The sequence below is a fragment of the Dellaglioa sp. CoH-57-MRSF-19 genome, assembly GCF_056781975.1.
In genome coordinates, this window is record NZ_JBXAXW010000007.1 from 1 (window position 1) to 18,477 (window position 18,477).

The window sequence follows — 18,477 nt, forward strand, 5'->3', positions numbered from 1 at the left end:
ATACTGGGATAAAGCCATTTAGAAACATATTAAATTTTATATTATTTCATCCGTCAACTTGACAGGGCCTAGTACATGAAGTTGTTGGAACCTTTTTAGATGATTATTTTAAAATTATTTTTGTACCATGAAGCTCTTTAACGTTTAATTTAGCAGCAATAGTATCAACATTATCAAGTGTAATACCGCCACCTGGAACAATTTTAATGAGACCGTTTGACCAGTCAATAATTTCTTTGAGGTGGGGTAACGTTTCCTCGATAGGCTTATCAAGTGATCCGCCATGCGTTAAAACACGATCGATATCATGCTCTGCTAACCAAGATAGCGCATCAAGTTGTGCATTATTAGGAATTTCATCAAAAGCCATATGGAAAGTGATTTGCATGCCACCACTTGCTGCAATTAAAAACTCCATCGCCTCTATGTCTAAGTTATTATTCGTATCTAAAGCGCCAAATACGACGCCATCTACACCAAGTTGTTGAGCCTGAAATAAATCAGCCTCCATAATTTTTAATTCGGTATCGTTATAAACGAAATTTCCGCCACGGGGACGAATCATTGCCATTACAGGGACTTCATTGTCCTGTGCATAACGCATTGTTTCAGACATAACACCTTTACTGACAGTTGTACCACCGACAGCAAGATTATCGCAAAGTTCAAAACGATTAGCACCAGCGGCAAATTGTTTTGGGATATCAGTAAAATTTTCAACTGCAACTTCTTTAATTAACAAATTTAATTTCTCCTAATTTTCAAAATAAACGCAAACGGATTCTGGAACGGCAATATCTTTTTGAAGTAAAGTTAATTTACCAGAGGTTGAATCACGTTCGAATAAGGTAGCATTATCAGTGTTTTGGTTAGCAACAACCAAAAATTGTTCTGTTTTATTTAAACTGAAATCACGAGGAAAGTCACCTTCAGTTGAAATAAGTTGAATAAGTGTCATTGTGCCATCAACAGCAAGTGAATAACAAGCAATTGAGTTGTTTCCGCGATTAGAGACATACAAAAAGCGGCTATCTTTAGAAATGCGAATAGCAGCAATTCCGTTATGAGCATTCCAATCAGATGGAATTGATGAAAGTGTTTGAATCTCTTTAAATGAACCATCCGTTTGATTGTAGCTAAGTAACGAAACTTCACTTGAGAGCTCTCCAGCTAAGTATGCTAATTTTCCATTTTTATGGAAAACAATATGACGAGAACCGAACCCAGGCTCTGAACGATACTCAGCAATTTGTTTAATAGCACCATTATCTGACACATCAAAAGTTAACACTTGATCAGTTCCAAGGTCACAAACAACTAACCTATTGTCTGGTGTTAAATCAGTGAAATGAATATGAGAGCTTGTTTGTTCTGGTTTTGGACCATGACCTTCATTTGTAACTTCATTAATAAGAGCTAATGAGCCATCAGTTTGAATTTTTGAAATGGAAATAAGACCCTTATGGTAGTTTGAGCTGTAGACTAATTGACGGTTATTATCAACAGCAACGTAAGCAGGCGGAGCGCCTTCAGCTGAAACGTCATTTAAAAATTGGGGATTTTCTGATGCAAGGGTAAAGGCTGATATACCACCTAAATCTGACCTCTTTGAAACGGTATATAAGACACCTTTGTCCGATTTCGTGAGATAAGTTGGATTTTCAACCTTTATATAGGGTGTAGCGTTAGAAACTTTTTTTTCAATTGTATCAAGTTGAGCTCGTTGGATACCAGTACTTGTCTTTTTTGTATATGTACCAAACAAAATAGTCTCTTTCATAGTTACAAATACCTCCTCATGATATTGTCAATATTATATCATATATTTTTGTAAACGTTATTATTTATACTGGGGACTATGCTATAATTATAGGTAACTATAAAGGATAAGGGAGACGATAAAGTATGATTACAGCAAGAATTGAAGAAATTGGAAAAGATGCCATCTCAAAAAAGGAACCTATTGTTATCCTTTTCAATCAGAGTGCAACGGATGATTTAAGACAAGTTTCTGTCATTCAATCATTTGAAGATGATAAAAAAATTATTTCGCCAAAAACAGGTGATGAAATGATTATTAATGAACAAACTTATAAAATTGATTTCGCTGGAGAGTTAGTTTCAAGTAATTTTGAGTCGGTTGGGCATGCTACCTTGTTCTTTATGGAAGTTCCAGAACATCCACAACCAAATGGTATTTATTTAACACCGCATGTATTGCCAACTTTTAAAGTCGGTAATACAATCACGTATAAGTAAAGGAGTAGATTAAAATGCTCCCAAATGAAAAATCGACTTCACAACGATCATGGTTTTGGAAATGGGTTGTTAATAATAAAACAGTTAGCATTTTATCAATTGTTTTGTTAAGTTTGCTAATTATTTTTATGTTAGCACAAGTGGGCTGGTTTTTCGCACCAATTGGAGAGTTATTAAGCATTATTGGCTTCCCAATTGTTTTAGCTGGCGTGCTGTATTATTTAATATCCCCATTGATAGATTTTTGTGAAACGCGCTTTAAATTGAATCGAAGTTTGGTTATTACAGTTGTATTTATAGTAATTTCTGGGTTTTTAGTATGGGGGATTGTCGTTTTGATTCCTGCTGTACAAACACAAACAATTAGTATTATTAAAAATTGGCCGACGTATTGGTCAAATATCACACATCAAACGAATGATTTTATGTCGTCATCTTTATTTGATACTATTAAAACTTCAATTGAAAAAATAAATACAGATATCGTAGGAACAGTATCCAAAAAAGCGAGCTCAGTTATTGGATCAACAGTTGATTCTTTAGGTAGCGTTGTTGGTACTGTAACGACATTTATCATTGGATTAGTAACAGCACCCTTTATCTTATTTTATTTATTAAAAGATGGGCACGATTTACCTGAGTATTTATCAAATTTTTTCCCAGTAAGATATCGCAAATCAATCATTGAATTATTAGATGAAATTAATTTACAAGTCAGTCAATATATCCGAGGTCAGTTAACGGTAGCATTCTTTGTGGCCATATTATTTGTTATTGGTTTTTCAGTAGTTGGTCTTAAGTTTGCTTTAACGTTAGGGATTTTGGCAGGTTTTTTGAATTTAATTCCTTATTTAGGCTCTTTTCTAGCGATGATTCCTGCACTAGTAATTGCTGCTTTCGTGTCACCAATTATGTTGATAAAGGTTATTGTTGTTTTTATTGTTGAACAAACAATTGAAGCAAGATTGATTTCTCCATTGATTCTTGGAAGTAGTTTAGCAATCCATCCCGTTACAATTTTAATTGTTTTATTAGGTTCGGGACGGGTTTTTGGATTAATAGGTGTTATTTTTGGAATCCCAGGATATGCAATTCTAAAAGTTATTGTAACGCGGATTTTTGTATGGTATAAAAAGGATTCTGGTTTGTATGACGAATCAGAGAAAACGAATAAAGATAATCAAAAAAGTTAGACAAATTTTATTTTGTCTAACTTTTTTGATTAAAGCGTATCACCGTTAAAAATTGAATTTTTAACAATTACATAATCGACTTTTTCAAGTGCAGAGAGAGAATTACCACCAGCATAAGAAATTGAAGATTGTAAATCTTGTTGCATTTCAAGTAAAGTTTCATGAATGTCACCTTTAAAAGGAACGAGCATTTTTTTACCTTCAACATTAGTGTGGCTACCTTTTTGATATTCAGAGGCAGAGCCAAAATAACTTTTAAATAGATTACCATCTTTTTCAATTAAATCACCAGGACTTTGTTTGTGACCAGCAAAGAGTGAACCAATCATACACATTGAGGCCCCAAATCTGACTGACTTAGCAATATCACCATGAGTTCTTATACCACCATCAGTGATAATTGGTTTACTTGCTGCTTTAGAACATAATCTAAGAGCGGCTAATTGCCACCCGCCGGTACCGAATCCAGTTTTAATTTTAGTGATGCAAACTTTTCCGGGTCCAATACCAACCTTAGTTGCATCTGCACCAGCATTTTCTAGTTCTCTAACGCCTTCAGGTGTGCCAACATTTCCAGCAATTAGAAATGACTCTGGTAACCATTTTTTAATATGATGAATTAAATCAATGACACTTTGTGCGTGGCCATGCGCCACATCAATTGTTATATATTCTGGAATTAAATCAGCATCGGCAAGCTCTTCAATTAATGCCCATTCATGTGGTTTAACGCCAACACTAATAGAAGCAAACAAACCTTTTGCATGCATTTTTTTGACGAAAGGTAAGCGACTCTCTTCATCGAAACGGTGCATGACATAGAAATAGTCATTTGATGCAAGCCATTCTGCTAACGGTTCATCGATAATTGTCTGCATATTCGCAGGTACAACGGGTAGTTTAAAACGGCGAGGGCCAAATTGAATAGATGTATCGACTTCGGAACGGCTATTTACAATACATTTGTTAGGGACGAGCTGAATATCTTCATAATCAAAAACTGGCATAATATTTCCCCATTTCTTTTAAACACGAACTATTTTTAGTATTTATTAAATTATTATCAGTAACCAACTGATAATTTACGCTATTTAGCGAATTTAGTCAACATATTTTTGAAATAAATCGAAAATTAAATAAGAATACGTGAAGAGATAGACGTCGTGCTATAATTATTTTGGGAGTGATTATTATCGCAAAAAAAGAAAAAGTAAAAAAAACAAATGACGAACGCATTTTAGATCAAAATCATATTGAATTTGAGAGCTATACTTTTGATTTTTTAGGTGGTCGACAAATGGATTCAAGCAAAGAAGCTAAAGAACTAGGAACGGATGAAAGAAGTATTTTAAAAACAATTGTTTTACAGGGAAGTAACGGTGATAGAGATTACGTAGTTGTTTGCCTTCCTATTACTTTTGAAATTGATTTAAAATTAGTAGCACGTGAATTAAATGAAAAACAATTGCATTTAGCAGATAATAAAAATTTAATCAATATTACTGGTTACGTTCATGGCGCAAATACACCAATTGGAATTAATGTTCGAAAAGGATTTCCCATTTATTTTGATGAACGAATTCAAGAGTTCGATAAAATTTGGGTTTCAGCTGGTAAAGTTGGTCGTTCTGTTGGCGTAAAACGTGAAGAACTTGTTGAATTGGTTAAAGGTCATTACATTAACATTGAAAAATAAATAGCTATTGAATGTAAAATAAACGATAAAAAGGAATAAGTGTAAATTGAAAAAAATTGAGAAAAGTGCCGTATTTTTAAAAAATAAAATCGATTTATTTAGATGTCCTGTCTGCTTAAACCCCTACAGTAAAGTTGAAGGCCAGACGATGTTTTGCCCTGAAAATCATCAAATAGATTTATCAAAAAAAGGAACTCTTTTTTTCTTGAATCATGGGGTTAAAAGTGATTATGAATTGGATATGTGGTTAGCAAGGAGACAGTTATTACAAGCAGGCTTGTTTAAACCGATTACGGATAAAATTCTTGAGCAGCTTTCTGATGAAGAAGAAACAATTATGGATGTAGGTTGTGGAGAGGGAACACCACTTCATGATATAGAAGTAACACGCCAAAATGCTAAAGACACTTACGTTGGATTTGATATTTCAAAAGATGCAATCAATTATGCGACACAACAAGAGACAGATGCTTTTTATTGTATTGCTGATTTGGCTAAACTACCATTTAATAATAAGTCATTTTCAACAATTATTGATATTTTTTCGCCTTCTGCTTATACAGAATTTGATCGAGTATTAAAGGATGGCGGGCAGTTATTAAAAATCATTCCAAATTCAAATTACTTAGTTGAATTACGCGAACTTCTATATAACGAAGAGAGTCATAATAGGAGTTATAGTAATGAAAAGGTTTTAAATCTGTTTAAAGAAAATTATCCTGACTCTGAACAAATTACAATTAGTTATCAATTCGATATTCCAGAAGGCTTGTTTCCTGCCTTACTCGAAATGACTCCTTTACATTGGGGAGCTACAACAGATAATCAGGCTAAAGCTAAAAAACAACCTTTAACCAAAATTACGGTTGACGTTACACTATTAAAATATCGTAAAAATAAGTTAGAATCAGTGTTGTAACGAATAAATTGCTGTGGTATTATGAGTATACGAATTCGGTTGTTTAGAGACTGTCGACGATGTTGTCAGCTTCTGGAAATTGATCTTCATTAACGTATCTTTTCGCCGTGCCCACACCGAAATGATGCGTTTTTTTGTTGCCTAAAATAATAACGATTTTTTGAAAGGATGTTAATTTTTGACGAATCATATTGCATTATTTGAACCACTTATGCCTGCTAATACAGGTAATATTGCTAGAACTTGTGCTGGAACGGATACTGAACTACATTTAATTGAGCCCTTAGGATTTTCAACAGACGATAAATATTTAAAACGTGCTGGACTAGACTATTGGGATAAAGTAAAAATTACGTATCATAAAAATTTACAAGATTTTTTAGCATCTATTCCAGATCAGAAACAACTTTTTTTGGTTTCAAAATTTGCACCGCAAACTTATTCACAAGTAGATTATTCTGATGTGAATAAGGACTATTACTTCTTGTTTGGTAAAGAGACAACAGGTCTTCCTGAAAACTTTATGCGCCAAAATGAAGAGAAAGCAATCCGAATTCCACAAGATGATACGCACATTCGTGCCTTAAACTTATCTAATTCAGCTGCTATTGTAATTTATGAAACACTTAGACAACAAGACTTTTTAAATCTAGATAAAACACACACGTATGAAAATGATAAGCTAAAATAAGTAGCTTGAGCATTTTATAGACTAGAAATTCATAAATGGGTTATACTTGCTTCGGGTTAAGAAATAAACCGGTATTTATGATGAACAGTCATTTTATAAAATGGAAGGGTGTGAGCTAACTTGTTTCAAGTAATAACAATGTTTGGATTTGATGAACCATGGTGGTTTTTTGATGATTGGAAAAGTCATATTCAAAAAACAGTTGATTTTGATTCAATGGATGAAGCGATGGCTTTTTTTGAGGAACAATCTAGCGCATTTACCACTGAATTTAGCCATCAAAAAAGTAAACGTCAATTTTTGACAGCATTTTGGAATGAGGAACAAATGGATTATTGTTCAGATTGTGGTGATGATTTACAGTTATATCAAGGGTTACTGTTAGTTAAAGATGGCAAAGAAATTACAGCCAAAAAAGAGAGTTAATAACATAATTGTTATTAACTCTCTTTTTGTGGAAATGACTAGACAATGACACGGAAGGTAATTAAGATATGGTATAATTGAGTATCTATTTTAACAGAAGGAGGAACTGTTTTGGCTCAAAAAAAGAAAAGAAAAAAAAGAACAACAAAAAAAACAGTTCAATACAAATTTTCTAAAAATATAATTGGTGTTATATTTTTATTGTTTGGAATATTTGGTGTGCTAGCACTGGGATATTTGGGTGCTTTATTTGCTAACGTTTTCCGTTTGTTTGTTGGTAATACATATCAATTCGCATTATTAATTCTCGGTGTATATGGAAGTTACTTAATGATTATGGGAAAAGAGCCCAAAGTTAAGAAAAGAATTAATTGGGGATCCGTTATTTTATATGTTGGTGTTTTAGTCTTTCTTGAAGCCTGGTTTGTTGGGCACTCATCGGTGCATAGCCAATTTATTCAATATACATGGCAGACACTTGTTTCCGATTTTCGACAATCTGCAGTTAGTTCAACAGTTGGCGGTGGAATGATAGGGGCAAGCTTATACCAATTATCGTACTTCTTAATTTCACAAGCAGGCACCTATATTGTTAGTGTACTTTTCATCTTAGCCGGATTATTTATTTTTTTTGATCTCTCTTTTTCAGAAGTTATGTATACTGTTCAACGCTATCTAAACGTAATTATTGCTTGGACAAGAGAAGGTTTTCGCCGAATGAAAGTAGCAATAGATAGTTTTAAAGAAGAAAGAAAAGAAAATAAAGCAGAACAAGATGAAGAAGAATTAAAACCTGTAATTGACCATAGAACTGAAGAAAAGGAAATAAAAACTGAACGAGAAGTGACCGTTGATGAACCACCTATCATTACGCAACAAGAACCAGATTCAGAATTAGATTCAGAAGATGATCCTAAGATAATATCAAGTACAGTGGCTGATGATAATGAAGATTACCAATTACCACCAGTTACATTACTTACAAAAATTCCAAAAGAAGACCAAAGTGGCGAATATAAAACAATTGAAAAAAACACAAAAATATTGAAGCAAACATTTGAAAGCTTTGGTGTTGATGTTGAAATTAAAAGTGTGAGTTTAGGACCATCTGTTACTGAATATGAATTACATCCGGCAATTGGTGTTAAAGTTAGTAAAATTGTTAACCTTGCGGATGACTTAGCCTTAGCACTTGCTGCCAAAGATATTCGAATTGAAGCACCAATTCCTGGAAAATCACTTATTGGGATTGAAGTACCAAATTCTAAAGTATCAATGGTTTCATTCAGGGATGTGATTGAATCTCAACAAAAGAATCCAACACCAGATAAAGTTCTCGAAGTTCCTTTAGGTCGCGATGTTTCAGGCCAATTGGTAACAGCAGATTTAACAACGATGCCGCATTTATTGATTGCTGGCTCAACTGGTAGTGGTAAGTCAGTTGCAATTAATGGCATTATCACAAGTTTATTGATGAATACGAAACCAAATCAGGTTAAGTTTATGTTGATTGATCCTAAAAAAGTAGAGTTAGGTGTCTATAATGGTATTCCACATCTATTAACGCCGGTTGTTACAAATCCTAAAAAAGCATCACGAGCTTTACATAAGGTTGTTTCTGAAATGGAGCGACGCTACGAATTGTTTGCAGATGCTAGTCAACGTAATATTTCTGGATATAATCAAATGATTATGCAAGAAAACGCAGATGACGGACAAAAAAGAGCAACGTTACCTTATATTGTTGTCATTGTTGATGAATTGGCAGATTTAATGATGGTAGCCTCGAATGAGGTTGAAGATGCGATTATTCGTTTAGCACAAATGGCTCGAGCAGCTGGAATCCATATGATTTTGGCAACGCAACGTCCATCTGTTGATGTTATCACAGGATTGATTAAAGCTAACGTACCATCACGTATGGCTTTCGCTGTTTCCAGTGGGATTGACTCGAGAACAATTATTGATAGTAATGGTGCTGAAAAGCTTTTAGGTCGTGGGGATATGTTATTCCTACCAATGGGGCTAAATAAACCCATTCGTGTACAAGATGCTTACATTTCAGATAAAGATGTTGAAAGTGTTATTTCGTTTATTAAAAATCAGCAAGAACCACAATACGATGAAACGATGATTGTGACTGATGAAGAAACAGCTAACTCAGGATCAGCGTCTGATTCAGAAGACGAATTATTTGGGGACGCTGTTAAATTAGTGACTCATGAACAATCTTGCAGTGTATCCATGTTACAGAGACGTTTTAGGATTGGCTACAATCGAGCTGCTAGAATTGTTGATGAAATGGAAGCAAAAGGAATCGTTGGACCGCCAGAGGGAAGTAAGCCGCGCAAAGTGTTGATAAATGAAGAAACTGATGGTCCTAATTAGGGCTTTCAGTTTTTTTGTTTAGCCTAAACAGATTACGAAACAATTAAATTTGTGTTTCACTAGTCTTTCAATTATCATGGTAAAAGAACATCCGATTTAAAAGGAGGCACATTTTCGTGCGTAAACAATTAGAAACAGGTGTCAACTTAACTGTTATTGAAAATAGTCAATTTAAAACGAATAGAATCGTTATTAATTTTATAGCACCTTTAACCGGAAAAGAATCTGCAGAACGTATGCTATTAGCTAACTTATTAGAAATTAGTAGTGCAGAATATCCATCTCAACAAAAATTAGCCGAAAAATTATCAGAACTTTATGGTGCAAGTTTTGGTATCACTGTTAGTAAAAAAGGAAACTTTCACTTAATAAGTTTAATTTTAAACGGTGTAAACGATAAATTCTTAGAACATAAAACAGAAAGTTTAAAAAAAATATTTGCTTTTATCAAAGAAATTATTTTCAATCCGAATGTGACTGATGGCCATTTTGACGAAGAAACATTTAAACGCCAAAAGGAAAATTTGATGATGTCTATCAGAAGTATTAGTGATGATAAACAATCGTACGCAGGATTAGAATTACAGAAACTTTACTTTCAAAACGATCAAGCTATTCCTAGCTATGGGACTGTAGAAGATATTGAAAAGATAACTGCAACTAGCTTATTTGATTACTACAAACAAATGCTTACAACTAATCGAGTAGACATTTTCGTCCTTGGTGAATTAGATGAATCAGAAACTGAAACTATTGTTAAAACGTTGCCTTTTAAACCTCGAGATTTTAAAATGATACCTATATTCTATGATCAAGCTATTAAAGAAGTTGTGACTAAAACAGAAACGCAAGCAGTGACTCAGGGTAAATTAAATCTGGCATATCAGTTACCAGTTTATTACAGAGAAAATGGGTACTATGCGGGTCTTATTTTCAATGGCGTTTTTGGCGGTTCACCACTAGCTAAGTTATTTGTAAATGTTCGTGAGAAAGCTAGTTTGGCTTATTATGCAAGTAGCTCGTTAGATACATTTAGAGGTATTTTAACTGTACAAACAGGCATTGAACCACAAAATAAAGATAAAGTTATCGAAATTGTTCAACAACAATTAGATGATATTATCGCAGGTGACATTAGTGATGAACTATTAAATAAAACAAAAATGACAATGATTAACCAATATCAAAGTAGTCTTGACTCACAAATGGCGTTAATTAATCAATCGATGATTGATCAATTAACAAGCACAGAAGTTAGTGCAACAGAGTGGATAGACGGCATTAATAGCGTGGATAAAGCTGCCGTTCAAGCTATCGCTCGTAATGTTAAATTACAAGCAATCTTCTTTTTGAATGGGGAAATTAATTAATGAAAACATTAGAATACCCGCAGTTTGACGAAATATTATATACAGAAACTTTGGAAAATGGCTTGAAAGTAAATATATTACCTCGTAAAGGTTTTCATAAAACTTATGGTATATTCACAACAAATTATGGCTCAGTTGATAGTGTATTTGTACCAATTGGTGAAGAAGATGTTGTTCATGTACCGGATGGTATCGCCCATTTTTTAGAACATAAAATGTTTGAAAAAGCAGATCATGATGCGTTTGATTTATTTGGAGAATATGGTGCTAGTGCAAATGCTTTCACAAGCTTTACACGAACGAGCTACTTATTTTCAAGCTCTAATCATGTTCCTGAAAACATTGAAACATTACTAGATTTTGTGCAAGATCCGTATTTTACACCTGAAACAGTTGAAAAAGAAAAGGGAATTATTGGACAGGAAATTCAAATGTATGACGACGATCCTAATTGGCGTTTATACTTTGGTATTTTAGGTAACCTTTACCCAAATCACCCGGTTAGCAGTGATATCGCTGGAACAATTGAATCAATCGATAAAATTACGGCAGATGATTTATATAAGTGCTATGAAACATTTTATCATCCAAGTAATATGAATTTATTTATTGTAGGAAATGTTGATCCAGAAGAAACTTTAGATTTAATTAAAAATAATCAAAATCATAAAAAGTTTCCAGAAGCAGCAGAAACAATTAAACGATTAATTCCAGAAACTCAAGTAGACGGTTCAGACATCATGCCATATCGTGCAACTGAGATGGCCATTCAACGTGCTAAAACAATTGTTGGTATAAAAGGATTAGATAATGTTCCAGAAGGCCGTAACGGCTTGAAATACAAAGAGACAATCCATATGCTTCTTTATCTTTTGTTTGGTGACACGGCCCCTCAATATATGAAATTATATGATGAAGGGACGTTAGATGATTCCTTTGGCTATGAATTTGAAATTGAACGTGGCTTCCATTTTGCAAGTATTAGTGGTGATACTGATGACCCTCAAAAGTTATCGGATGCCATTATTCATATTTTAGAGAATGCGTCAGAGTACCTTTCAGGGGCTGAGGCCCAGTTTGAATTGGCTAAACGTGAAATGTTAGGTCAATCCATTCAATCGATGAACTCACTTGAGAGCATTGCAAATCAGTATGATGGTGATTTGTTTGATGATGCCACTGTTTTTGATAGGGCACCAATTATTGAAAATATGACATTAGATCAAGTTCGCCAAGGAGCTAAAGATTTTATTCGTTCTGAAGCAATTAGTGTCTACCAAATTATGGCTAAAGAGGATGATTAAATGAGTTGGGCAGTTATCTTTGGAGCGTCTGGTGATATTGGTCAAATGATTGCAAGACAATTGGCAGATATTGGTTGGTCGCTAACAATGCATTATTATCAAAATGATGAAGCAATTATGGGATTAACACAAGAGTTGAGGGGAAAATATCCAAAACAAGATTTTTTGCCGTTACAATTTGATATGACAGCGACTAATGTTGATCCAGTGATATCCCAACTATTTGCCGTAGATGCTGTAATATTTGCTGAAGGAACAACTTCTTACCATTTATTCAATGAAGCCCCAATGTCTGATTTAGATAAAATGATGAAGATGCAAGTTCAAACACCATTGGCATTAATTCAGAAATTGGAACCAAAGTTAGCCCAAAATCATTTTGGCCGAATTATATTTATTGGGTCAATTTATGGAGGCGTTGGTAGCCCAATGGAAGTACTGTACAGTACTGTAAAAGGTGCGTTATCGTCCTTTGCCAATGCTTATAGTAAAGAAGTTGCCTCGTTAGGTATTACGGTTAACGTGGTGGCACCAGGCGCAGTTGATACAAAAATGAATCAACAATTTTCGAAAGATGCAAAGAAAGATATCTCAAGTGAAATTCCAATGGGACGTTTCGCACATCCCGAAGAAATTGGATTTTGGGTAAAACAATTATTAGCCAAAGAGGCAGGGTACCTCACCGGTCAAACGATTTATGTTTCAGGCGGATGGTTGAAATAAAATAATAAAATTTTAACAAATTGGACATGACGATTATGTTATACTGATTGTTAGAAGATTAACTATTAAACTAAGTGGAGAATTAGACATGAGTGAAATTGGAAAAACATTACAAGAAGCGAGAATAAATAAAGGATATACGTTAGATGATTTACAACAAATGACGAAAATTCAAAAACGTTATTTGATTGCAATTGAAGATGAAAAATTTTCTGATTTACCAGGAGATTTTTACGTTCGAGCATTTGTTAAACAATATGCAGAGACGGTTGATTTGGATGGGGATAAATTATTAAAAGAATTCAATGAAACACTTCCAGATACACAAGAAACAGTCGTTGCAAAGGAACAAGTATCACGTTCTGAAAAGTCTGCTAAACTACCAAAAGACGGTAATTTTGATAAGTTTATGTCGTACTTGCCAACAATTATTATTGTTGTGATTGTCTTAGGGATTTTGGGTACAATTTATGGTGTGACATTGAATAGTAAAGATACAGATACTCAAATTGAAAGTTCAAGTTCTAAAGTATCTGTTTCAACTGACTCAAAAACTAAAACTTCTAGTTCTGAATCAGTAAAGGCTAGTTCTTCATCTGATAAGAAAACGCAAAAATTAACATATGTTTCAGATGCGGGAACAAACACTGTTTACACAATGGAAAATGCACCAACAACTTCTAAAGTTAAATTAGTAGCTTCTGGTAGTGCTGCTTGGAGCTCAATTACGGCTGATGGCACACAACTATGGCAAGCAACACTTGTCTCAGATGCAACGGATACTGTTACAATCCCAGCCGGTACAAAGTCATTTGTCTTTAGCTTTGGTAATGCACCAGCTATGAGTATCACGATTAACGGTAAAAAATTTAATTTTATGAAAACAAATGCAACTCTACAAGTTAGAACAGTTACTGTAAATATTAAATAAGCCAGAATTGTCAACAACGGATACTATGTTGTTGGCAATTTTTGAAAAAGGGGATCATTATGAATTTACCAAATAAATTAACGGTTGTGCGGATTATTTTAATTCCAATCTTCATGCTTGTATTGTTATTACCAATTGATTGGGGAATGGTTACTTGGGTTGGTACACAGATTCAGGTGACACATCTAATTGGTGCAATTATTTTTGCAGCTGCCTCATTAACAGATTTTTTAGATGGTCAAATTGCACGTCGCCAACATTTAGTTTCTAATTTTGGCAAATTTGCAGACCCATTGGCAGATAAAATGCTTGTAATGACTGCATTTGTTATCCTTGTTTCATTTAACCAAGTACCTGCATGGGTAGCTGCAATTATTGTTTGTCGCGAACTTGCGGTAACAGGATTACGATTGATTATTGTTGAAAATGATGGGGAAGTTATGGCTGCAGCTATGCCAGGCAAAATTAAGACAACAACCCAAATGATAGCTATTATTTTATTGTTTTTAAATAATGTGTTATTTGCAGCAATTAATGTACCTATGGCTGCCATTTTTCTTTATATTTGTTTATTCTTTACTGTTTATTCAGGTATTGATTACTTTGTTCAAAATAGAGCTATTTTCTCAGATTCATTTGAAAAATAAAAATATTTAGACTAAAACATTTAACCGTTTTAGTCTTTTTTAATTAAATTAGGAGGCAACATCATGCATGCAGAAATAATTGCGGTTGGTACAGAAATATTATTAGGACAAATTGTAAATACGAACAGTGCTTTCTTAGCTGAAAAATTAGCTGATTTAGGTGTAAATGTATTTTATCAGACAGTTGTAGGGGATAATGAAGAACGAATGTTAGAGGCAATTGAACTGGCTTCAAAACGAAATGATTTGGTTATCCTTTCTGGTGGCTTAGGACCAACAGAAGACGATTTAACGAAGCAGATGGTCGCCAAATTTTTAAATGAGAAGTTAGTTGAAAATAAGGACGCCATGTTAAAAATAGAAGATCATTTTACACAAACGGGTCGTCAAATGACTGAAAACAACAAATTACAAGCTTTGTATATAGAAGGATCAAAACCAATTAAAAATCATGCTGGAATGGCTGTTGGTGATTTTTACAAAGGTGATTCGTGTGATTTCTTATTATTACCTGGACCACCTAAGGAATTGAAAACAATGTTTAATAAGGAAGTTGAACAGCTATTAAAAGAAGAATATAACTTAAATAGTCATCTTGAATCAAAAGTTTTACGTTTTTATGGCATTGGTGAATCTAAATTGGTGACTGAATTAAAAGAGATAATTGATTCACAAACTAATCCTACTATTGCACCATACGCCAAGACAAATGAGGTCACTTTGCGAATTACGGCAAGTCCTACAGACAAAAAATCAGCTGTAGAATTAATTAACGAAATGGAGATTTATGTACTTTCCAAAGTTGGTGATTATTTCTATGGCTATGGGGATGACAATTCGTTACAAAATATTGTTGTAACTAAATTAATTGAAAAAAACTTATCTATTTCTGCAGCCGAAAGTTTAACAGCTGGATTATTTCAAAGTACATTAGCAGAAATACCAGGTGTCTCAAAAATTTATGATGGTGGATTTATAACATATGCTAATACAGCCAAATCTGATATTTTAGGTATTTCGACTGAAGATATTAAAAAATATGGTGTTGTTAGTGAAGAAACCGCTAAACAAATGGCCCAACAAACACAAAATAAAATGAAAACAAATATTGCTATTTCATTTACTGGTGTTGCAGGTCCAGATGAGCTTGAAAATCAGAAAGCTGGAACGGTTTGGATTGGATTAGCAATTAAAAATAGTCCCGTTATTGCAAAACAATTTCATTTTGCTGGAAATAGAGAAACAATTAGACAAAGAAGTGTTCTAAGTGGACTTAAATGGATATTTGATGAAATTAATGAGTAAATAATTAAATTTGGCAATGGATTGTTGTTGACAGCGGGGGGCAATTAACCGTAAAATACTAAAGTGTATATGAACAAAATAAAAAACATCTAAAAATTTATGATTAGTTAAATTAATCATTATTTGATGATGCGGAGGTGGACTTTTATGGGATCTATAACAACCGTATTAATCCTCGCTATCATCGCTATTATTGCTTTAGTTGTTGGAATTTTTATTGGAATTGCATATAGAAAGTCAAATTTCGAAAAAACACTTGATGTCGCAACGCATACGGCTGAAGGTATTTTAAAAAGTGCAAAGAAAGATGCTGAGACTCAGAAAAAAGAGGCTGTTTTAGAGGCTAAAGAAGAAAGTCAAAGTTATCGTGATAAAATAGACAATGAGTTAAAGGAACGACGTTCAGAAATTCAAAAGCAAGAAAATCGAGTAATTCAACGTGAAGAAACTTTAGATCGTAAAGATGGCGCACTAGATAAACGAGAACAAACGCTTGAGAACAAAGAGAAAAAAGTAACGTCTGACCAAAAACTTGTTGACACAAAACAACAAGAAGCTACTTCACTGATTCAGGAACAACAAGAAGAACTTGAAAGAGTTGCTTCTCTAACACAAACACAAGCACAGACTATTATTATGGACGATACGAAAGAATCATTAAGTCATGAACGAGCTGTTATGATTAAGGAAAGTGATAAGCAAGCTAAATCAGAAGCTGATCGTAATGCTAAAGATTTAGTTGCTCAAGCTATTCAAAGAAGTGCAGCTGACATGGTATCTGAAACAACTGTTTCATTAGTTACCTTGCCAAATGATGAAATGAAAGGCCGTATTATTGGCCGCGAAGGACGTAACATTCGAACATTAGAGACCTTAACAGGGATTGATTTAATTATCGATGATACGCCAGAAGCAGTCGTTTTAAGTGGGTTTGATCCAATTCGTCGTGAAATTGCCAAAATGACTCTTGAAAAATTAATTCAAGATGGTCGGATTCATCCGGCACGAATCGAAGAAATGGTTGAAAAATCACGTAAAGAAATGGATGAAAAAATTCGTGAATTAGGTGAACAAACAACCTTTGATCTCGGACTTCATACAATTCATCCTGATTTAATTAAAACAATTGGTCGATTAAATTATCGTACAAGTTATGGTCAGAATGTGTTAAGCCATTCTATTGAAGTTGCCAAAATAGCAGGTGTGTTAGCCGCTGAATTGGGTGAAGATGTTACATTAGCAAAACGCGCAGGATTGTTACATGATATTGGTAAAGCAGTTGATCATGAAGTTGATGGTTCACATGTGGAAATTGGCCTTGAATTAGCTAAGAAGTATAAAGAAAATGATGTTGTCATCAACACTATAGCTTCACATCATGGTGATGTTGAAGCTAAATATACTATTGCTATTCTTGTTGCAGCGGCAGATGCTGTTTCAGCTGCAAGACCAGGCGCACGAAGTGAATCGTTAGAAAATTATATTCATAGACTTGAAAAACTTGAAGATATTACACATGAATTTAAAGGTGTACAGAAAAGTTATGCAATTCAAGCTGGTCGTGAAGTACGTGTTATTGTCACGCCAAATGAAGTTAATGATATTCAAGCAACTGTCTTAGCTCGAGATATTAAAAACAGAATTGAAGATGAACTCGAATACCCAGGACATATTAAAGTGACTGTCGTTCGAGAAACAAGAGCAATTGAGTATGCTAAATAAAAAAATGATGATTTAAGATTAATTTCTTAAATCATCATTTTTTGTCTATTAAAAAGAAAAAATGTTAAACTAGTTTTATATATAAGAAAAGAGGACAACCATGCGTTTATTATTTGTCGGAGATGTCGTTGGCGATTCAGGTCAACAAATGATTAAAGAGTATTTACCAAAATTAAAAAGAAAATTTCATCCACAGGCTACCATTGTAAATGGTGAAAATGCAACGAAGGGTAGAGGTATTAATGAATCTGTCTATAAAGCATTCCTTCAAACAGGTGCTGATGTTGTAACCATGGGTAACCATACTTGGGATAATAGAGATATTCAAGATTTTATTGGTGGTGCAAAAAAATTAATTAGACCAGCTAACTTCTCAGCAAACCAAGTACCTGGGATTGGACATACAATTATTAATATTAATCAGCAAAAATTAGCTGTGATTGATTTGCAAGGACGTGTTTTTATGTCTCCTTCAGATGATCCGTTTGCAGTTGTTCAAGATATTTTAGAAGAAGTCAAAAAAGAGACTGATTTCATTTTTATTGATTTTCATGCTGAAACAACGAGTGAAAAAGAAGCTATAGCATGGTTCTTAGATGGTCAAGTATCTGCGGTAGTAGGTACGCATACACATGTGCCTACTAATGATGCGCGTATTTTACCTAAAGGAACTGCCTTTATGTCAGATGTTGGTATGACAGGACCATACGATGGTATCTTAGGAATGAAACGTGAAAATGTAATTGGTCGCTTTTTATCGCAAATGCCAACACGATTTGAAGTGGATGAAACAGGTCGTAAAACGTTATCTGCTTGTGTGATAGATATTGATGACAAAACGGGACATGCTAAAAAGATATTCCCTGTATTAATTAATGATGACCATCCTTTTATGGATTAATT

At 33.9% G+C, this 18,477-nt stretch carries 18 protein-coding genes; 15 read left to right on the forward strand and 3 right to left on the reverse strand.

Going from position 1 to position 18,477, the window contains the following annotated elements; translation table 11 throughout:
- Positions 1-103: 103 nt before the first annotated feature.
- Both AC1RO3_RS06980 and AC1RO3_RS06985 read right to left on the reverse strand, forming a co-directional pair.
- The gene (locus AC1RO3_RS06980) at positions 104-742 is read right to left on the reverse strand and encodes a copper homeostasis protein CutC (RefSeq protein ID WP_481761860.1); all 639 of its coding nucleotides are present in this window, start codon (positions 740-742) and stop codon (positions 104-106) included.
- A 12-nt stretch (positions 743-754) separates the two neighbouring features.
- Positions 755-1,780: a lactonase family protein gene (locus AC1RO3_RS06985; RefSeq protein ID WP_481761859.1), complete on the reverse strand. Its 1,026-nt coding sequence runs from the start codon at positions 1,778-1,780 to the stop codon at positions 755-757.
- A 125-nt stretch (positions 1,781-1,905) separates the two neighbouring features.
- Between AC1RO3_RS06985 and AC1RO3_RS06990 the strand changes: the two genes are divergently transcribed.
- Together AC1RO3_RS06990 and AC1RO3_RS06995 are read left to right on the forward strand one after the other, a co-directional pair.
- Positions 1,906-2,259 (forward strand): PTS glucitol/sorbitol transporter subunit IIA, encoded by a 354-nt coding sequence (locus AC1RO3_RS06990; protein ID WP_409021462.1) that lies wholly within the window; start codon positions 1,906-1,908, stop codon positions 2,257-2,259.
- A 14-nt stretch (positions 2,260-2,273) separates the two neighbouring features.
- A complete protein-coding gene (locus AC1RO3_RS06995; protein ID WP_481761858.1) occupies positions 2,274-3,452 on the forward strand; it encodes an AI-2E family transporter in 1,179 nt (392 codons plus the stop codon).
- A gap of 29 nt (positions 3,453-3,481) precedes the next feature.
- Here AC1RO3_RS06995 and guaC read toward each other — a convergent pair whose 3' ends face one another.
- Positions 3,482-4,459 carry a GMP reductase gene (gene guaC, locus AC1RO3_RS07000; RefSeq protein ID WP_481761857.1) on the reverse strand — a complete coding sequence of 326 codons (978 nt, stop codon included), beginning with the start codon at positions 4,457-4,459 and terminating at the stop codon, positions 3,482-3,484.
- A gap of 185 nt (positions 4,460-4,644) precedes the next feature.
- Here guaC and AC1RO3_RS07005 point away from each other — a divergent pair, with 185 nt between their 5' ends.
- From AC1RO3_RS07005 to AC1RO3_RS07065, 13 genes are all read left to right on the forward strand, one after another.
- A complete protein-coding gene (locus tag AC1RO3_RS07005) occupies positions 4,645-5,148 on the forward strand; it encodes a YbaK/EbsC family protein (RefSeq protein ID WP_481761863.1) in 504 nt (167 codons plus the stop codon).
- A gap of 46 nt (positions 5,149-5,194) precedes the next feature.
- Positions 5,195-6,067 carry a methyltransferase domain-containing protein gene (locus AC1RO3_RS07010; protein ID WP_481761856.1) on the forward strand — a complete coding sequence of 291 codons (873 nt, stop codon included), beginning with the start codon at positions 5,195-5,197 and terminating at the stop codon, positions 6,065-6,067.
- Positions 6,068-6,245: 178 nt separating this feature from the next.
- The gene (trmL, locus tag AC1RO3_RS07015) at positions 6,246-6,758 is read left to right on the forward strand and encodes a tRNA (uridine(34)/cytosine(34)/5-carboxymethylaminomethyluridine(34)-2'-O)-methyltransferase TrmL (protein WP_409021458.1); all 513 of its coding nucleotides are present in this window, start codon (positions 6,246-6,248) and stop codon (positions 6,756-6,758) included.
- A gap of 120 nt (positions 6,759-6,878) precedes the next feature.
- Entirely contained in the window at positions 6,879-7,184 is a 306-nt protein-coding gene (locus AC1RO3_RS07020) for a DUF1033 family protein (RefSeq protein ID WP_481761855.1), read from the forward strand.
- Positions 7,185-7,295: 111 nt separating this feature from the next.
- Positions 7,296-9,572 carry an FtsK/SpoIIIE family DNA translocase gene (locus tag AC1RO3_RS07025; RefSeq protein WP_481761854.1) on the forward strand — a complete coding sequence of 759 codons (2,277 nt, stop codon included), beginning with the start codon at positions 7,296-7,298 and terminating at the stop codon, positions 9,570-9,572.
- Positions 9,573-9,688: 116 nt separating this feature from the next.
- Complete coding sequence (yfmF, locus tag AC1RO3_RS07030; RefSeq protein WP_481761853.1) at positions 9,689-10,942, forward strand: EF-P 5-aminopentanol modification-associated protein YfmF; 1,254 nt, start codon at positions 9,689-9,691, stop codon at positions 10,940-10,942.
- Positions 10,942-12,246, forward strand: coding sequence for an EF-P 5-aminopentanol modification-associated protein YfmH (yfmH, locus tag AC1RO3_RS07035; protein WP_481761852.1), 1,305 nt, complete (start codon positions 10,942-10,944; stop codon positions 12,244-12,246). Before yfmF ends, yfmH begins: the two co-directional genes overlap by 1 nt.
- Positions 12,247-12,969, forward strand: a complete 723-nt coding sequence (gene ymfI, locus AC1RO3_RS07040) for an elongation factor P 5-aminopentanone reductase (RefSeq protein WP_481761851.1) — start codon at positions 12,247-12,249, stop codon at positions 12,967-12,969.
- 88 nt (positions 12,970-13,057) lie between these two features.
- The gene (locus AC1RO3_RS07045) at positions 13,058-13,900 is read left to right on the forward strand and encodes a helix-turn-helix domain-containing protein (protein ID WP_481761850.1); all 843 of its coding nucleotides are present in this window, start codon (positions 13,058-13,060) and stop codon (positions 13,898-13,900) included.
- A 59-nt stretch (positions 13,901-13,959) separates the two neighbouring features.
- On the forward strand, positions 13,960-14,547 hold the full coding sequence (gene pgsA / locus AC1RO3_RS07050) for a CDP-diacylglycerol--glycerol-3-phosphate 3-phosphatidyltransferase (protein ID WP_481761849.1): 588 nt from the start codon (positions 13,960-13,962) through the stop codon (positions 14,545-14,547).
- 63 nt (positions 14,548-14,610) lie between these two features.
- The gene (locus AC1RO3_RS07055) at positions 14,611-15,852 is read left to right on the forward strand and encodes a competence/damage-inducible protein A (RefSeq protein WP_481761848.1); all 1,242 of its coding nucleotides are present in this window, start codon (positions 14,611-14,613) and stop codon (positions 15,850-15,852) included.
- A gap of 147 nt (positions 15,853-15,999) precedes the next feature.
- A complete protein-coding gene (rny, locus tag AC1RO3_RS07060) occupies positions 16,000-17,574 on the forward strand; it encodes a ribonuclease Y (RefSeq protein ID WP_481761847.1) in 1,575 nt (524 codons plus the stop codon).
- Between the two features lie 100 nt (positions 17,575-17,674).
- Positions 17,675-18,475 carry a TIGR00282 family metallophosphoesterase gene (locus tag AC1RO3_RS07065; protein ID WP_409021448.1) on the forward strand — a complete coding sequence of 267 codons (801 nt, stop codon included), beginning with the start codon at positions 17,675-17,677 and terminating at the stop codon, positions 18,473-18,475.
- Positions 18,476-18,477: the final 2 nt, after the last annotated feature.

What these genes read in the sequence shown, in the direction of transcription:
- AC1RO3_RS07045 (WP_481761850.1), top strand. Translation starts at nt 13,058, where the DNA reads ATGAGTGAAATTGGAAAAACATTACAAGAAGCGAGAATAAATAAAGGA.
- ymfI (WP_481761851.1), top strand. Translation starts at nt 12,247, where the DNA reads ATGAGTTGGGCAGTTATCTTTGGAGCGTCTGGTGATATTGGTCAAATG.
- guaC (WP_481761857.1), bottom strand. Translation starts at nt 4,459, where the DNA reads ATGCCAGTTTTTGATTATGAAGATATTCAGCTCGTCCCTAACAAATGT.
- rny (WP_481761847.1), top strand. Translation starts at nt 16,000, where the DNA reads ATGGGATCTATAACAACCGTATTAATCCTCGCTATCATCGCTATTATT.
- yfmH (WP_481761852.1), top strand. Translation starts at nt 10,942, where the DNA reads ATGAAAACATTAGAATACCCGCAGTTTGACGAAATATTATATACAGAA.
- AC1RO3_RS07055 (WP_481761848.1), top strand. Translation starts at nt 14,611, where the DNA reads ATGCATGCAGAAATAATTGCGGTTGGTACAGAAATATTATTAGGACAA.
- AC1RO3_RS07065 (WP_409021448.1), top strand. Translation starts at nt 17,675, where the DNA reads ATGCGTTTATTATTTGTCGGAGATGTCGTTGGCGATTCAGGTCAACAA.
- AC1RO3_RS06985 (WP_481761859.1), bottom strand. Translation starts at nt 1,780, where the DNA reads ATGAAAGAGACTATTTTGTTTGGTACATATACAAAAAAGACAAGTACT.
- pgsA (WP_481761849.1), top strand. Translation starts at nt 13,960, where the DNA reads ATGAATTTACCAAATAAATTAACGGTTGTGCGGATTATTTTAATTCCA.
- AC1RO3_RS06995 (WP_481761858.1), top strand. Translation starts at nt 2,274, where the DNA reads ATGCTCCCAAATGAAAAATCGACTTCACAACGATCATGGTTTTGGAAA.
- AC1RO3_RS06990 (WP_409021462.1), top strand. Translation starts at nt 1,906, where the DNA reads ATGATTACAGCAAGAATTGAAGAAATTGGAAAAGATGCCATCTCAAAA.